Origin of the sequence: Salinicola sp. DM10, assembly GCF_017306975.2 — a bacterium.
Taxonomy (GTDB): Bacteria; Pseudomonadota; Gammaproteobacteria; order Pseudomonadales; family Halomonadaceae; genus Salinicola.
In genome coordinates this window covers 1,645,792-1,658,935 of sequence record NZ_JAFLEN020000001.1, presented here as the reverse complement: position 1 = coordinate 1,658,935, position 13,144 = coordinate 1,645,792, and the positions used below count along the sequence as shown (strand labels likewise).

Sequence of the window (13,144 nt, the reverse complement as noted above, 5' to 3'; positions counted from 1 at the left end):
GCATGTTATGCTGCCCTTTTTGCGTTCTTGATCGCCAGGATGCGGGCAACGGCATGAAATATCACGATTTGCGCGACTTCATCGCGGCGCTGGAAGCGCGCGGCGAGTTGCAGCGCGTCAGCGTCGAGGTGGACCCCTACCTCGAGATCACCGAGATCTGCGACCGCACCCTGCGCGCCGGCGGGCCGGCGCTCTTGTTCGAGAACGTCAAGGGCAGCCGCATGCCGGTGCTGGGCAATCTGTTCGGCACCCCGCGCAGGGTCGCTTTCGGCATGGGCGAGGAGAGCGTCGAGGCGCTGCGCGAGGTGGGCAAGCTGCTCGCCTTCCTCAAGGAGCCTGACCCGCCCAAGGGCTTGCGCGACGCCTGGGACAAGCTGCCGATCTTCAAGCAGGTCATGAGCATGGGGCCGAAGACACGACGCTCGGCGCCGTGCCAGGAGGTGGTGCTCGAGGGCGATGCCGTGGATCTCGACCAGCTGCCGATTCAGCACTGCTGGCCGGGCGACGTGGCGCCGCTGGTGACCTGGGCGCTGGTGGTGACCAAGGGCCCGCACAAGACGCGCCAGAATCTGGGGATCTACCGTCAGCAGAAGCTGGGGCGCAACCGGCTGATCATGCGCTGGCTGTCGCACCGTGGCGGGGCGCTGGACTTCAAGGAGTGGCAGGCCGCCCATCCTGGCGAGCCGTTCCCGGTGGCGGTGGCACTGGGCGCCGACCCGGCGACCATCCTCGGCGCGGTGACCCCGGTGCCCGATACCCTCTCCGAGTACGCCTTCGCCGGGCTGCTCAGAGGCTCGCGTACCGAGCTGGTCAAGTGCGGCCATGCCGATCTGGAAGTGCCGGCCTCCAGCGAGATCGTGCTCGAGGGCTATATCTATCCCGACGACATGGCGCCGGAGGGCCCCTACGGCGACCATACCGGCTACTACAACGAGGTCGAGCAGTTCCCGGTGTTCACCGTCGAACGCCTGACCCACCGCCGCGATCCGATCTATCATTCGACCTACACCGGACGTCCGCCGGACGAGCCGGCGATCCTGGGGCTGGCGCTCAACGAGGTGTTCGTGCCGATCCTGCGCAAGCAGTTCCCGGAGATCGTCGACTTCTATCTGCCGCCGGAAGGGTGCTCCTACCGCATGGCGGTGGTGACCATGAAGAAGCAGTATCCGGGGCACGCCAAGCGGGTGATGATGGGGGTCTGGAGTTTCCTGCGTCAGTTCATGTACACCAAGTTCGTGATCGTGCTCGACGACGACGTCGACGCGCGCAACTGGGAGGACGTGATCTGGGCCATCACCACGCGCATGGACCCGGCACGCGACACGGTGATGGTGGAGAACACCCCGATCGACTATCTCGATTTCGCCTCGCCCACCGCGGGGCTGGGGTCCAAGATGGGGCTCGACGCCACCAACAAGTGGCCCGGTGAGACCACCCGCGAGTGGGGTGAGCCGATCGTCATGGACCCGGCGGTCAAGGCGCAGGTCGAGGCGCGCTGGGACGAGTACGGCATCGATATCGCGCCACCCGCGGTGCGCTCGGGCAAGGCACCCGACTGAGGTTACGGTTCGGCGCCCAGGCAGACAGTGGGCATCGAACAATCGGCAGTCGAGCGATAGGTAGTCGAGCGATAGGTAGTCGAGCGATAGGTAGGCGAGCGAACGGCAGTCGAACAAGCGGCATACAAAATAGTGGGCAGTCGAACTAGAGAGGTGAACATGACGGTCAGAACCCTGACCTGCCAGGTGGAATCGGTCGAGGATCTGACTCCCGACGTGTTCCGGGTAATGCTCGAGGGGCGGGCCGAGGCGATCGCCCACGCCCCCGGCCAGTATCTGGAGCTGGCGGTGGACGAAGACACCTGGGTGCCGTTCTCGATCGCCTGTGCCGAGAACGGCGAAGGGCGCCTGGAGCTGCATATCCAGCACTGGCCCGAGCGCACGCACTCCTCGCGCCTGCGCGAGATGCTGACCCACCGTGCGCGGCTCTCGGTGCGCCTGCCCCACGGCGAGTGCACCCTGCCGGCAGAGAGTCGCGCGCCGCTACTGCTGATCGGTGCCGGTACCGGCTTCGCCCAGCTGAAGGCGATCGCCGAGGCCGCGCTGGCGGAGAACCCCGCGCGCGAGCTGGCACTGTGGTGGGCGGTGCGCGAGCGTCGCGATCTCTACGCCGAGAGCCTTGCCCGCCGCTGGGCCAGCGAGCACCCCAACGTCAGTTTCCACGCCGTGGTGGAGAACCTCGATGATCAGATCGAGGCGCTTCCGGGAGTGATCTGGCACGCCGGGCGCATCGATGTGGTGCTGGCCGCCGAGATCCAGACGCTCGACGGCGTCGAGATCTATCTGGCCGGCTCCCCCGGCATGGTGTACGCCTGCGTCGACACCCTGGCGCCGCTGGGGCTGGTGGCCGAGCAGGTCCACTCCGACGTCTTCAGCTACGCCCCCCGCGTGCCCTTCCTGCCGCTGCCGGAAGCCGACCCCGAGACGGCGCCGCTCAGCCCCGGCGAGGAGAACGAGCGCCCGTGAGCCAGTCGCCGATCCTGATCACCGGTGGCGCCCAGCGCCTGGGCCTGCACTGCGCCGAGCGCCTGCTCGACGACGGCCATCCGGTGATCGTCACCTACCGTCGCGAACGCGAGGCGGTGGCCGCGCTGCGTGCCCGCGGGGCGCTCACCCTGCAGGCGGATTTCGCCACCCGTGGCGGTATCGAGGCGTTCATCGTCCGGCTCAAGGCCCAGACGCGCAGCCTGCGCGCGGTAGTGCACAACGCCAGCGAGTGGCTGGCGGACCCCGACCCCGAGGCTGCGGGGGAGACCTTCGAACGGCTGTTCCAGGTCCACATGCAGGCGCCGTACCTGATCAATCTGGCGGCGCGCGAGCTGCTCGAGGCGTGTCAGGAGCCGCAGCGCGACATCGTCCATATCACCGACAGCGTGGTGCGCCGTGGCGCCGCAGAGCAGGCCGCCTACGCCGCCAGCAAGGCCGGGCTGGAGAGTCTGACGCTGTCGTTCGCCGCGCGCTTCGCCCCGCATATCCAGGTCAACGCCATTGCGCCGGGGCTGGTGATGCTCGGCGAGGCTACCCACACCAACCGGCGGGTGCCGGGCCCCGGGGTGGTCTACCAGACCCTGCGCTATCTGCTCGACAACGACTATGTCACCGGCACCGTGATCGCGGTGGATGGTGGCGAATCCCTGGGCGCGGGCTGATTCCGTCAACGTCCAGGGTTTTTACGAAAAGTCAGCGAGCGAAGGCCAGACCGGGGCGCGTAGCTAAGGCAAAAATCGGCGAAAACGGACCGGGCTGGCGCTCCAGTTTACGGGGTGTAAATGAGCATTTTTGACCGGGCTGGCGCTCCAGCCGATTTTTAACGCCGTATTGCCGAGCGCAGGTAGTTTTCATACAAAGCCTAGAGCGAGAACGGCTCGCTGCGCATCGGCACCAACTTCCCGTGATCGAGCATGGTCCCGCTGGGCTTGCCCGCCGGGGCGCCGCTGCGCGGCTCCAGGCTGACCGCGAGGTCGGCGCTGCGCAACTGGGCGCGCATCGGCTCGGGCAGGCGCATGCTTTTCTGCCCGCTGCTCGGCAGCATGCCCAGCGAGACCGGCTTGCCGTTGTCCATCATCCACAGCTCGCAGGCCATGCCCGCCGGCATCGGACCCGGGGCCAGGGTCTGGATGCGCATCTCGCCGCTGTCGGAAGCGCTGACCAGCCATCCCGGGCGGCCACCCTCGGCGTTGGCGACGAACACATAGTCGCCGTCCATCATCGGCGGCGCGGGGGCGGCGATCAGCAGTGCCGCCAGCACCAGCGCCGCCAGGGTGGAGAGGGCGCTGATCCCCTGCCACAGCCCCAGGCGTCGCCACCAGCGGCGTTCCAGCCCGGCCCGGGCGGCGATCTGCGGCCACAGCGCCGCGGGCGGGTCGACCGGCGCCAGCCGCGCATTCAGCGCCTGCAGCCGCTCGCGCCAGGCCTCGACGCTCTGCTGCAGCTCGGGGCTGACCGCCAGCAGCGCTTCGAACTCGGCCTGCTGGCGTCGGGTCAGGGTCCCCAGTACGTACTCGCCGGCGGCCAGCTCGCGGGCTTCGGGATCGCTCAAGCGAAGCGTGTCATGCATGCCTTCAACCTCTCCAGCCCGCGGCGGACCCAGCTCTTGACCGTGCCCAGCGGTGCCGTCAGCTGCTGGGCGAGCTCGTGATGTGTCATGCCTTCGAAATAGGCCAGCTCCAGCGCTTGGCGCTGCTGCGGCGTGAGCTCGTCGAGGCAGGCGTTCAGTGACTCCGCCTGGCCCGCCATGTCGCTGGCGTGCTCGATGTCATCCTCGCTGGGCAGCGCCTCGATCAGGGCCTCGCTGTCCGGCGCGCTCGGGCGCTGGCGGCGCAGCCAGTCGATGCCGGCGTTGCGTGCCAGCGTCGACAGCCAGGTCATCGGCTGGGCGCGGCTGGCATCATAACGCCCGGCGGCCTGCCACACGCGCAGATAGACCTGCTGCAGGCAATCCTGCGCGGCGGCCTCCTGACGCACGATACGCAGCAATTGCGCATAGAGATGCGGGCTGGTGGCGCGATAGAGCTTGGCGAAGGCGCGGTCGTCGCCGCGGGCGCACGCCGCGAGCTGGCTGGCCAGGGTGTCGGGGGGCGGGTAGGTCATCGTTATCCTTTGATTTTTCTGGCTCGTGCGATCCCTGCCCGGGGTTTACCACAGATTCACGCGCGGTGTCTCGCGCGCCGCCAGGGACTCTTCGCGGCGCCAGGTGCAACGTGTTCCCACTCGGTGCTTGTCAAATGCCGACGAGGCGTTAGGATAGAGGCACGATCTACGCGAGAGAGCCCATGACCGCCAACCCCGCCATTCACGCTGCCGCTACTGCCGATCTCTTCGGCGGTGTCGTCGCGTATGCGGGCTTTGGTTTCGGTTATGGCTACTGGTTTAGGACTGGCGTGCCCGTCGGTCGGTCGACATGACCTGAACCCGCGAGGCACGCCCCACCAGGGCTGCCTTCCGCGTATCGAGAACCCCCGGAGCAGCCCTCCGGGGGTTCTCGCGTTTCAGGCCTCAACCCTGGAATGAGATGATGATGAACGCCGTGACATCTGCCCTGAAGCCCGCCGCCGAGAGCGCCCCGCGCCGGCGTGAACTGACCCTGCCCAGCGCCGCCGAACTGCGCGCGGCGATCCCCCTGGAGCGCGTGCTCGCCGCGCGTGTCGAGCGTCAGCGCGAAGCCATTCGTGATGTCCTCGCCGGGCGCGACGAGCGCCTGCTGGTAGTGGTCGGCCCGTGCTCGATCCATGACCCCGACGCCGCGCTGGAGTACGCCGAACGCCTGGCCGCGCTGCAGGCCAGCGTGGCCGATCGTTTGCTGCTGGTGATGCGGGTCTACGTCGAGAAGCCGCGCACCACGGTGGGCTGGAAGGGGCTCGCCTACGACCCGCACCTGGACGGCAGCGATGACATGGCGGCGGGGCTGGCCAGCGCTCGGCGGCTGATGCGCGACGTCGCCGCGCTGGGTCTGCCGGTGGCCACCGAGCTCCTGCAGCCGATGGCCGCGGCCTATTTCGACGATCTCTTGAGCTGGGTCGCGATCGGCGCGCGCACCACCGAGTCGCAGATTCACCGCGAGCTGGCCAGCGGGCTCGACGCCTGTGTCGGCTTCAAGAACGGCACCCAGGGCAATGTCGACGTGGCGGTGGCGGCGATGCAGTCGGCGGCGCACCCGCATCGCCACTTCGGGGTCACCGCCGCGGGCTCGCCGGCGATGATCGAGACCCCGGGTAACCCCTTCACCCATCTGGTGCTGCGCGGGGGGCAGGACGGACCCAACCACGATGCCGCCAGCATCGCCGCCAGCCGCCGCGCGCTGGAGACCGCCGGGCTGACACCGCGGCTGATGGTCGACTGTAGCCACGCCAATTCGCGCAAGGATCACCGTCGCCAGACCGAGGTGCTGCACAGCGTTGTCGACCAGCGCCTGGCCGGTGAGCGCGCGCTGATGGGGGTGATGCTCGAAAGCCACCTCTTCGAGGGCAAGCAGCCGCTCAACCCGGCCGCGCTGCGCTACGGCGTCTCGATCACCGATGCCTGCCTGGGCTGGGAGACGACCGCGCAGCAGCTCATGCGTGCCGCCGAGCGTCTGCGCGGCTGACCCGCTACCAGCGGAAGCGCTGCTCGATGCGCTCGCCGCGGGCGTCGGGGTCGAGACGCCGGCGCCACTCGGCCAGCGGATGGCTATCGGCGATGCGCCCGCGCAGCTCGCCCTGGCCGCTGTCGGGGTCGAGCGTCAGCGCGAGCGCCAGGGCCTGGCCCTGTTCCAGATTGAGCCGCAGCTCGGGGGTGCCGCCACGGCATTTGAGCTGCAGCTTGGCGTGACCCAGTTCGACCCGGGTCGGGGCGAGCAAGGTCACGCTGGGGGCTGTCAGCGCTCCGTGGCTGGCGAGACAGCGGGTGCCGCGCAGGGTGACCTCGAGCTGCCCCTCCCAGCGCCCCGCCAGCGCCAGCGGCAGGCGTGAGAGATCGAGCGCGTCGAGGTCGCCGCCGCTGAGCGTCCAGTGGGTGTCGAGGCCGTGCCAGACGCCGTGGGCATGCCAGGCGCCGCTGCCTTCACCGAGGGTGAGCGTCAGCCGCTCGGGCCAGGCCAGCTGCCAGTCGAGGGGGCCCAGGGCCAGCGGCCAGCCAGCGGCGCGCCAGGCGATGCGCGCCACGCGGCCCGCCGCCAGCGTCCCCGAGGGGGCGGCCAGGGTGATGTCCCGGGCCACCGCCGCCCGCGGGCCAAGGGTCGTCAGTGGCCAGGTCAGGGCCAACGTCGAGACGAAGACGAGGGCCACCGTCAGCCCCGCGCCGAGCATGCCCAGCACACCGATTGCGCGTCGCATCAGCGGCTCTCCGTCGCGGTCACGGTGGTATCCAGCGGCGCTGATCCCGCTTCCGGCCCTGGCCTTTCGAGCTGACTACGCCAGTGCGCTGCCAGCGCCAGGCTCTGCCCCTCGCGACGTTCGAGCTGCCACGCCACCGCCCACCAGCCGTGCTGCGCCGCCCAGCGCGCGAAGTCGCTGAACGCCTCGGGCGAGGCCGCCTCGCCGTGGGTCGTGACGCCGTGCGCCGTCACCTCGATACGGGTCAGCGCCAGACCCTGTTCCACCGCGGCGCTGCGCCATTGCTCCACGCTTACGGGCGAGATTGGTGGCAGTCGCTGCAGGCCCGGATCGGGCGTGGTGACGGACGTCGTGGCGATGAACGATTCGCCACCCGCAGGCAGATGCGTCAGCGCGGCGTGGCCGGCGTAGGCCAGCACCCCGACCAGCGCTAGTATCAGCAGCCCCTTCTCCCGCCCCGAACGCGCCGTCCACAGCGGCACCAGGCGAGCGGGCAGACGAGGGGGGAATCGGCTCATGGCTTGGGCTCCGGAGTGTCGGCGGCGAGGGGGAGGTTCAGGCTCAGCTCGCCCGGCAACGCCTGCCACTGCGCTTCGCCCAGCGTGGCGAGGGCCTGGCGGGCCCGGTTCAGCACCACCGGCGCCGGCGGCTCGGGGTAGCGCCAGGCCAGGGTCGCCCGATTGCCGCTGACCGCCAGCCGTGACAGCTGCCAGGGTGTGGCGGCTAGCTGTGCCGTGGCCGTTGCCAGGGCCTCGCTGAGTTGCCGATTGCGTTGGGCCAGGGCGTCGATGGCATCGGCGCGGCTGGCCAGCGCCGCCCGGGCGTCGGCCGGTGGCGGGCCGACGAAGCGCGCGGCCAGTGCCGCCGCCTGACGCTGGCTCGTCGCGGCGTCTTCGCGCCAGCTCGTGGCCAGCCACAGCGAGGCGTCGAGCAGCGCCAGCAGGGCGATGGCCCCCGCCAGCCAGCGCGTACGTCGCTGCGGCTGCCAGGTGATCCCTTGCCGGCGCGCGCCGCTGTCATCGGCGAATGGCAGCGCGGCGGGGGGCTGATCCGCCAGCCAGGTGAGGCTGCGGAGCCGGGCCTGCGCGGCGGCCGCTTCGCCGCCATCTTGCCGTTCGTCATCGTCTCTTTCGCCATCGCCATCGCCATCGCCGCGTTCGCCGTCGTGCTGTCGTGGCTGGCCGGTGTCGCCATGGGCATCGGTATCGGGACCGGTATCGATATTTCCATCGACTACCTGGCAGTCGCGTTCGCGCCAGGCCGGCGGCAGCGGCCAGTCGCGCGGCCACGCCAGCCACTGGCGAGCCTCCGGCGCGCCCGGCGCCACGGGCGCGGCCAGCCCCAGGCACAGCCGGTGGCTGCCGTCGTCGAGCGTGGTGATCTGATCCGGCGTCGCCGGCCGTGGCAGCGCCAGGAAGGCGCAGCTCCAGCCCGTCGGCGCTAGGCCGAGGCGCCGCGCCCAGGCGCGCCAGGCGGCGAGCTCGGCCCGCGGCAGGGCGATCAGCTCCAGGTGGCCGCGACCGCGCTGCAGCGGATTCAGGTGGAGCTGGTCGACCGCCTCACTGGTAACCGTTTCCAGCAGCAGCGGCCACTCGCGGCGCTTGAGCCCGCGCGGTGCGGCGAGATGGAAGTGGCTGACCGCATCCGCCGCCAGCAGCAGGGTGACCGGGTGGCTGGCGGCCAGCCGCGTCAGCGCCTGCCACGCCTCAGGAGGGCTGGTGTCGCTCAGGGTGTGCGGCGTGGCGCCCTCCAGGCACCAGTCGACACGGAGCCGGGTGTCGGCGTCCGTCTCTGTGTCGGCGCTGGCATCGATGAGCGGCGCGAGGCGCTGGCGCGGGGCGACCAGCAGGCGGGTAGCGGCGCGCGCCGGGCGTGCGGATCGGCGCATCAGGGTGACTCCTGGGTAAAGACGTTGTCCGCCGCCGGCCCGGCGGCGTCGGTGGAGAAGGCGTTGGTCGAGACAGCGCTGGTAGAGATGGCATCGGTCGAAATAGCGTCGAGCCGAGCGCTGGGGTAGCCGCTGCGGCGGCTCAGCACCCGTACCCGCGCCGCCGGCTGGCGGGGATAGAAGGCGCTGGTGCCCTCGGCCAGCAGCAGGCGCTGGAAGTCGTAGTGGCGATCCGCCAGGCGGATGCGGATATCCAGCGCCACATAGTCCGGGGTCAGGCGCAGGCGGTTGGCGTAGCGTTCGAGCCAGGGGGCATCGCCGCCCAGCGCCTGGCGCACCGCGTCGAGGTCCGTGTAGCCCCCCGGCGGGCGCGCGCGCAGCAGCGTGGCCAGGGCGCCGCGGTCGACCTGGCCGACGAACAGCGCATCCAGCAGCGGCAGATCGCCGGGGCCCAAGGCGTTGAGATCGAGCCGCCAGGGGCCGTCGTCGGGCAGCGTGCAGAGCTCGTCGAAACGCCCGGCGCGGCGACTGTCCAGCGGCGCCAGCCAGTTGATCTCGCTGGGATCGCGCAGCCAGGTGTCGGCGCTCGTCCGGGGCGGGTCGAGGCGCGCATAGTCGGCGCCATCCATGCCGCCGACCCGAGCGATGTTATCGGGATCGATCCAGTCGGCGAGGCGGGCGACGAAGGTATCCGGCGTCATGCCGGCGAGGCGCTCGCTGGCATAGGTCGCCACCCAGTAGCGCAGCTGTTGCTGGGCCAGCGCCGCCTGGCTGCCGCCCAGGGTGTTGAGGTTGAAGCAGGTGCGCAGGTCGTGCACCACCAGACGCAGCTCGCCGGCGTCGGTGGGGTAGCGCAGCGGCCGCCCGGCCAGGGTCTGCCACCACAGGTCGGCGTGGCGCACCGCGGCATCGGTCAGCGCACGGCGGGCGATGATCTCCGCGCCGCGGGCGTAGAACTCGGCCTGGGTCTCCTGCTGCAGCAGTTCGAGACGGGTCAGCTCGCGCCGCCCCTGCAGCGTCAGCGCGCTCAGCGTGATGCTCACCAGCGCCAGCGCCAGCAGTACCATCAATAGCGCCGCCCCGCGCTGGCGCGGCGCCCACGCGGGCTCACGCCGGGTTGGCGGTGACACGCTCATGGCAGCAGCTCCGGCAGGACCACGGTCAGCGTCACCGGGCGCCCATGGCGCTGCCACTGCACGCGTACGCCCTGGGCGATGCCGTTCGGCGGCGGCGCGGCGAGCCAGCGCCCGGCGACGAAGAACGCGAACGTCACGGCGTCGACGCCGTCGAGTGCCGCCACCCGCTGCCACTCGGGCTCACCGGCGGCGTCGAGCAGCCCGCTGGAATCGAGCATCAGGGTGGCGCTATCGCGATCCCACTGCAGGCGCTGGCGGCGCAGACGGGTATAGAAATCACCCACCGGCAGCGCCACCGCGCCCAGCGAGACCCACTCCAGCCGTGCCAGGTCGGCACGATAGGTCAGCGGCAGGTTGAACAGCCGACGACCCTCTGCGTGTATCGGGCGCTGCACCAGCGCCTCCAGACGCCGCGAGAGCAGGCGGCTGATATCGATCTCCGCGTCCAGCGGCGCCGGTTCGGCGAAGCGCTCGCGCGCACTCACCAACTGCTCGACCAGCGCCGCCACGCCGATGCCGACCAGCGCGGTCAGGGCGATGGCGATCATCACCTCGAGCAGGGTGAAGCCGCGCTGGTGCGGCGTCGTTGTGGCCGGCCCTGTCATGGCGGTGCCAGATAGAGCGTGAAGGTGAGCACCGGATGTGCGCGGGCCGGGGTGTCGTAGAGCACCAGGCGGCCCTGACGCAGCCGCTGGATCGGCGTGGCGCTCACCGTCAGCCGCCACCAGCAGGTGTGCCCCGCCTGGCTCAGCTCGCCCTGCTGGGTCCCCAGGCGCGGCCAGTAGTGGTCGAGCGCCGCACGGCTTTCGAACTCCCGCGCGCACAGCAGCATGGGCGCGCGGCGCGCCGCACTCTCGGCGATGCGTACGCGCTGCTGCACCCCCTGGGCGACGATCGCCGCGATCAGCGCCAGGATGAACAGCGCCACCATCACCTCGAGCAGGGTGAAGCCGCGCTGGCATGGGGCCTCGTGGTCGCCGGGCCTGGTGCTCATCGCCCACGGCCTGTCACGCTGACCCCGAGCGCGTCCACCGCCAGGGTGCGGCGGGCGCCGTCGCTGGCCAGCTGGATATGCGCACCCACCACCTCGCCGTCGGGCAGCCACACCAGCCAGGGCGTGGTGGTATCGGCGGCCGGCGGCTGACGGCTGGGCTGCAGCGGCGGGTCCCAGCGCTGGGCGGCCAGTCCCAGGCGCTCGCCGAAGGCCTGCCAGCCGTGGCCGGGCTGCCAGCTGACGAAGCGATAGCCGTCGCCCTGCGGCTGCCAGCCGATCACCCGCTGGCGCGCGCGGGCGACGTCCGCGGCCAGGCGGAAGGTGCCGGCCAGGTCGCGCGCCTCGCGCTCGAGCCGCTCGCCAGGGCGCGTGCCCGCCAGCCAGGCCACGGCGAGGCTCGCGCCGAGGGCGATGATCACGATCACCACCAGCAGCTCGATCAGCGAGAAGCCCTGGGTCGCGCGCGCGCTCACAGCATCCAGTTGCCGATGTCGGCATCGATGCCCTCGCCGCCGGGCTGGTCGTCGGCGCCCAGGCTGTAGAGATCGACCCGCCCGTGCTGGCCGGGGCTGGCGTAGTGGTAGGGGTGGCCCCAGGGGTCCTCGGGCAAACGCCGGATATAGCCGCCTTCGCGGTAGTTGTCCGGCTGCGGGTCGCTGCTGGGAGGGCTGACCAGTGCCGCCAGCCCCTGCTGGGTGGTGGGGTAGCGGTAGTTGTCGAGACGGTACATGTCGAGCGCCTGCTCGAGGGTCGAGAGATCGGCGCGCGCCTTCTGCTGCATGGCGTCGTCCTGGTTGCTGAGCACGTTGGGGGCGACGATCGCCACCAGCAGACCGATGATGAAGATCACCACCATGATCTCGAGCAGGGTGAAACCGGACTGGTGGCCGGGGCGGGGAGCGCGTGTCATGCCGTTGCCTCTCTCGTCGTTGTCGTATCAGTCGTTTGCGTCATGGCTTGCGAGCCTGCCGGGGGCTACAGCGCCACGCTGCTGTTGAGCTGCATGATCGGCAGCAGGATGGCGAGCACCACGGTCAGCACCACCGCGCCCATGACCAGGATCATCAGCGGCTCGAACAGCGCCAGGGCCATGTCGACGCGGCGGTTGAAGGTGCTCTCCTGGGCGTCGGCGATGCGTTCGAGCATGCGGTCCAGGGTGCCGCTGGCCTCGCCGCTGGCGACCATGTGCAGCAGCGAGGGCGAGAAGCGCCCCGACTCCTGCATCGCCCGGTGCAGGCTGATCCCGCTCTCGACGCGCTGCTCGATCAGCGCCACCGCCTCGCGCATGCCGTGGTTGCCCAGGGTGTCGCGGCTCACCCGCAGCGCCTCCAGCAGGGCGATGCCGCTGCGCGTGAGGATCGCCAGGGTGCGGGTCAGGCGACCGGTATCGAGCAGCCGGATCAGCTCGCCCAGGCGCGGCAGGCCGAGCAGCAGGGCGTCGAGCCGCGCCCGCGGCGCCGGGCGGCGCAGTACCCGCGCCGTCAGCGGCAGGCCCAGCAGCAGCAGCGCGAGCAGCCACGGGCCCAGGCTCAGCATCAGATGGGAGAGGCCGATCATCAGCCGGGTCAGCCACGGCAGCGCCATGTCGGAGCGCTCGAACTGCTGTGCCAGGCGCGGCACCACCCAGGTCATCAGCCCGCTCACCACCGCCAGCGACACTCCCGCCAGCACCAGCGGATAGACTAGCGCGGTGCGCGCCTTCTGGCGCTGCGCCTGGACCCGTTCGAGGTGGTCGGCCAGGCGTTCGAGTACCAGCGCCAGGCGCCCGGCGCGCTCGCCGGCGGCGACCAGCGAGCGGTAGAGCAGATCGAAGCTCGCGTGGGGCTTCAGGCTGTCGGCCAGCGAGTGGCCCTCGCGCACCCGGTTGCCCACCGCCAGCAGCAGCGCGCGCTCGCGCTGGCGCTCGGCCTGGCGGGTGAGGGCGTCGAGGGCGTCGCTGAGCGGGATGCCGGCATCGATCAGGGTCGCCAACTGGCGCGTGAGCAGCGCCAGGCTGGTGGTATCGAGGCGCCCGCGGCCCGCGCTGCGACCCGGGGCCTCGGCGCCACGCACCAGCGCCAGGCGGCGCGGGAACAGACCGCGTTCGTGCAGTAGCTGGCGCGCCTGACGTTCGCTCTCGGCCTGCAGCACGTCGCGCTGACGGCGGCCGTCGGGGCTCAGGGCGACATAGCGATAGGTGGGCATGAACCAGCTCCAGCAGCTAGGTCGATATGACGTTGGTCACGCATCGCGACGGTCATGACGGGCATCGATGGCGC

General features: G+C 70.8%; 16 protein-coding genes. 5 read left to right on the top strand and 11 right to left on the bottom strand.

The annotated features are described in order from the left end of the window. Window positions 1-53 precede the first annotated feature (53 nt). From ubiD to folM, 3 genes are all read left to right on the top strand, one after another. On the top strand, window positions 54-1,559 hold the full coding sequence (gene ubiD, locus J0A90_RS07360) for a 4-hydroxy-3-polyprenylbenzoate decarboxylase (RefSeq protein ID WP_207033142.1): 1,506 nt from the start codon (window positions 54-56) through the stop codon (window positions 1,557-1,559). A 159-nt stretch (window positions 1,560-1,718) separates the two neighbouring features. After that, window positions 1,719-2,525, top strand: coding sequence for an FAD-binding oxidoreductase (locus J0A90_RS07355; protein ID WP_207033140.1), 807 nt, complete (start codon window positions 1,719-1,721; stop codon window positions 2,523-2,525). Then, window positions 2,522-3,208 carry a dihydromonapterin reductase gene (gene folM / locus J0A90_RS07350; protein WP_035472534.1) on the top strand — a complete coding sequence of 229 codons (687 nt, stop codon included), beginning with the start codon at window positions 2,522-2,524 and terminating at the stop codon, window positions 3,206-3,208. The genes J0A90_RS07355 and folM overlap by 4 nt, the downstream gene beginning before the upstream one ends. Window positions 3,209-3,408: 200 nt before the next feature. On the opposite strand, the gene J0A90_RS07345 is transcribed toward folM, so the two are convergent. Both J0A90_RS07345 and J0A90_RS07340 read right to left on the bottom strand, forming a co-directional pair. Continuing rightward, window positions 3,409-4,116 carry an anti-sigma factor domain-containing protein gene (locus tag J0A90_RS07345; protein ID WP_207033138.1) on the bottom strand — a complete coding sequence of 236 codons (708 nt, stop codon included), beginning with the start codon at window positions 4,114-4,116 and terminating at the stop codon, window positions 3,409-3,411. Further along, the gene (locus J0A90_RS07340) at window positions 4,095-4,649 is read right to left on the bottom strand and encodes a sigma-70 family RNA polymerase sigma factor (protein ID WP_207033136.1); all 555 of its coding nucleotides are present in this window, start codon (window positions 4,647-4,649) and stop codon (window positions 4,095-4,097) included. The genes J0A90_RS07345 and J0A90_RS07340 overlap by 22 nt, the downstream gene beginning before the upstream one ends. Before the next feature lie 182 nt (window positions 4,650-4,831). On the opposite strand from J0A90_RS07340, the gene J0A90_RS18660 reads away from it, so the two are divergent. Together J0A90_RS18660 and J0A90_RS07335 are read left to right on the top strand one after the other, a co-directional pair. After that, window positions 4,832-4,963, top strand: a complete 132-nt coding sequence (locus J0A90_RS18660; protein WP_255702045.1) for a hypothetical protein — start codon at window positions 4,832-4,834, stop codon at window positions 4,961-4,963. A 107-nt stretch (window positions 4,964-5,070) separates the two neighbouring features. Next, window positions 5,071-6,141: a 3-deoxy-7-phosphoheptulonate synthase gene (locus tag J0A90_RS07335; RefSeq protein ID WP_304618095.1), complete on the top strand. Its 1,071-nt coding sequence runs from the start codon at window positions 5,071-5,073 to the stop codon at window positions 6,139-6,141. A gap of 4 nt (window positions 6,142-6,145) precedes the next feature. Here J0A90_RS07335 and J0A90_RS07330 read toward each other — a convergent pair whose 3' ends face one another. The 9 genes from J0A90_RS07330 to gspF all read right to left on the bottom strand — a co-directional run bounded on the left by J0A90_RS07330 (window position 6,146) and on the right by gspF (window position 13,070). After that, window positions 6,146-6,868 carry a hypothetical protein gene (locus tag J0A90_RS07330; protein WP_207033132.1) on the bottom strand — a complete coding sequence of 241 codons (723 nt, stop codon included), beginning with the start codon at window positions 6,866-6,868 and terminating at the stop codon, window positions 6,146-6,148. Next, complete coding sequence (locus J0A90_RS07325; RefSeq protein ID WP_207033130.1) at window positions 6,868-7,386, bottom strand: hypothetical protein; 519 nt, start codon at window positions 7,384-7,386, stop codon at window positions 6,868-6,870. Before J0A90_RS07325 ends, J0A90_RS07330 begins: the two co-directional genes overlap by 1 nt. Then, a complete protein-coding gene (locus J0A90_RS07320; RefSeq protein WP_207033128.1) occupies window positions 7,383-8,756 on the bottom strand; it encodes a type II secretion system protein GspL in 1,374 nt (457 codons plus the stop codon). Before J0A90_RS07320 ends, J0A90_RS07325 begins: the two co-directional genes overlap by 4 nt. Beyond that, a complete protein-coding gene (gene gspK / locus J0A90_RS07315; RefSeq protein ID WP_207033126.1) occupies window positions 8,756-9,892 on the bottom strand; it encodes a type II secretion system minor pseudopilin GspK in 1,137 nt (378 codons plus the stop codon). The genes J0A90_RS07320 and gspK overlap by 1 nt, the downstream gene beginning before the upstream one ends. Beyond that, window positions 9,889-10,497, bottom strand: a complete 609-nt coding sequence (locus tag J0A90_RS07310) for a type II secretion system protein J (RefSeq protein WP_207033124.1) — start codon at window positions 10,495-10,497, stop codon at window positions 9,889-9,891. Before J0A90_RS07310 ends, gspK begins: the two co-directional genes overlap by 4 nt. Beyond that, window positions 10,494-10,886: a type II secretion system protein gene (locus J0A90_RS07305; protein ID WP_207033122.1), complete on the bottom strand. Its 393-nt coding sequence runs from the start codon at window positions 10,884-10,886 to the stop codon at window positions 10,494-10,496. Before J0A90_RS07305 ends, J0A90_RS07310 begins: the two co-directional genes overlap by 4 nt. After that, entirely contained in the window at window positions 10,883-11,359 is a 477-nt protein-coding gene (locus tag J0A90_RS07300; protein WP_207033120.1) for a GspH/FimT family pseudopilin, read from the bottom strand. Before J0A90_RS07300 ends, J0A90_RS07305 begins: the two co-directional genes overlap by 4 nt. Beyond that, complete coding sequence (gene gspG / locus J0A90_RS07295) at window positions 11,356-11,796, bottom strand: type II secretion system major pseudopilin GspG (RefSeq protein ID WP_129140232.1); 441 nt, start codon at window positions 11,794-11,796, stop codon at window positions 11,356-11,358. Before gspG ends, J0A90_RS07300 begins: the two co-directional genes overlap by 4 nt. Before the next feature lie 65 nt (window positions 11,797-11,861). Then, the gene (gene gspF, locus J0A90_RS07290; RefSeq protein ID WP_207033118.1) at window positions 11,862-13,070 is read right to left on the bottom strand and encodes a type II secretion system inner membrane protein GspF; all 1,209 of its coding nucleotides are present in this window, start codon (window positions 13,068-13,070) and stop codon (window positions 11,862-11,864) included. Window positions 13,071-13,144 lie beyond the last annotated feature (74 nt).

What these genes read in the sequence shown, in the direction of transcription:
- ubiD (WP_207033142.1), top strand. Translation starts at nt 54, where the DNA reads ATGAAATATCACGATTTGCGCGACTTCATCGCGGCGCTGGAAGCGCGC.
- J0A90_RS07355 (WP_207033140.1), top strand. Translation starts at nt 1,719, where the DNA reads ATGACGGTCAGAACCCTGACCTGCCAGGTGGAATCGGTCGAGGATCTG.
- J0A90_RS07345 (WP_207033138.1), bottom strand. Translation starts at nt 4,116, where the DNA reads ATGCATGACACGCTTCGCTTGAGCGATCCCGAAGCCCGCGAGCTGGCC.
- J0A90_RS07340 (WP_207033136.1), bottom strand. Translation starts at nt 4,649, where the DNA reads ATGACCTACCCGCCCCCCGACACCCTGGCCAGCCAGCTCGCGGCGTGC.
- J0A90_RS18660 (WP_255702045.1), top strand. Translation starts at nt 4,832, where the DNA reads ATGACCGCCAACCCCGCCATTCACGCTGCCGCTACTGCCGATCTCTTC.
- J0A90_RS07335 (WP_304618095.1), top strand. Translation starts at nt 5,071, where the DNA reads ATGATGATGAACGCCGTGACATCTGCCCTGAAGCCCGCCGCCGAGAGC.
- J0A90_RS07330 (WP_207033132.1), bottom strand. Translation starts at nt 6,868, where the DNA reads ATGCGACGCGCAATCGGTGTGCTGGGCATGCTCGGCGCGGGGCTGACG.
- J0A90_RS07325 (WP_207033130.1), bottom strand. Translation starts at nt 7,386, where the DNA reads ATGAGCCGATTCCCCCCTCGTCTGCCCGCTCGCCTGGTGCCGCTGTGG.
- J0A90_RS07320 (WP_207033128.1), bottom strand. Translation starts at nt 8,756, where the DNA reads ATGCGCCGATCCGCACGCCCGGCGCGCGCCGCTACCCGCCTGCTGGTC.
- gspK (WP_207033126.1), bottom strand. Translation starts at nt 9,892, where the DNA reads ATGAGCGTGTCACCGCCAACCCGGCGTGAGCCCGCGTGGGCGCCGCGC.
- J0A90_RS07310 (WP_207033124.1), bottom strand. Translation starts at nt 10,497, where the DNA reads ATGACAGGGCCGGCCACAACGACGCCGCACCAGCGCGGCTTCACCCTG.
- J0A90_RS07305 (WP_207033122.1), bottom strand. Translation starts at nt 10,886, where the DNA reads ATGAGCACCAGGCCCGGCGACCACGAGGCCCCATGCCAGCGCGGCTTC.
- gspG (WP_129140232.1), bottom strand. Translation starts at nt 11,796, where the DNA reads ATGACACGCGCTCCCCGCCCCGGCCACCAGTCCGGTTTCACCCTGCTC.
- gspF (WP_207033118.1), bottom strand. Translation starts at nt 13,070, where the DNA reads ATGCCCACCTATCGCTATGTCGCCCTGAGCCCCGACGGCCGCCGTCAG.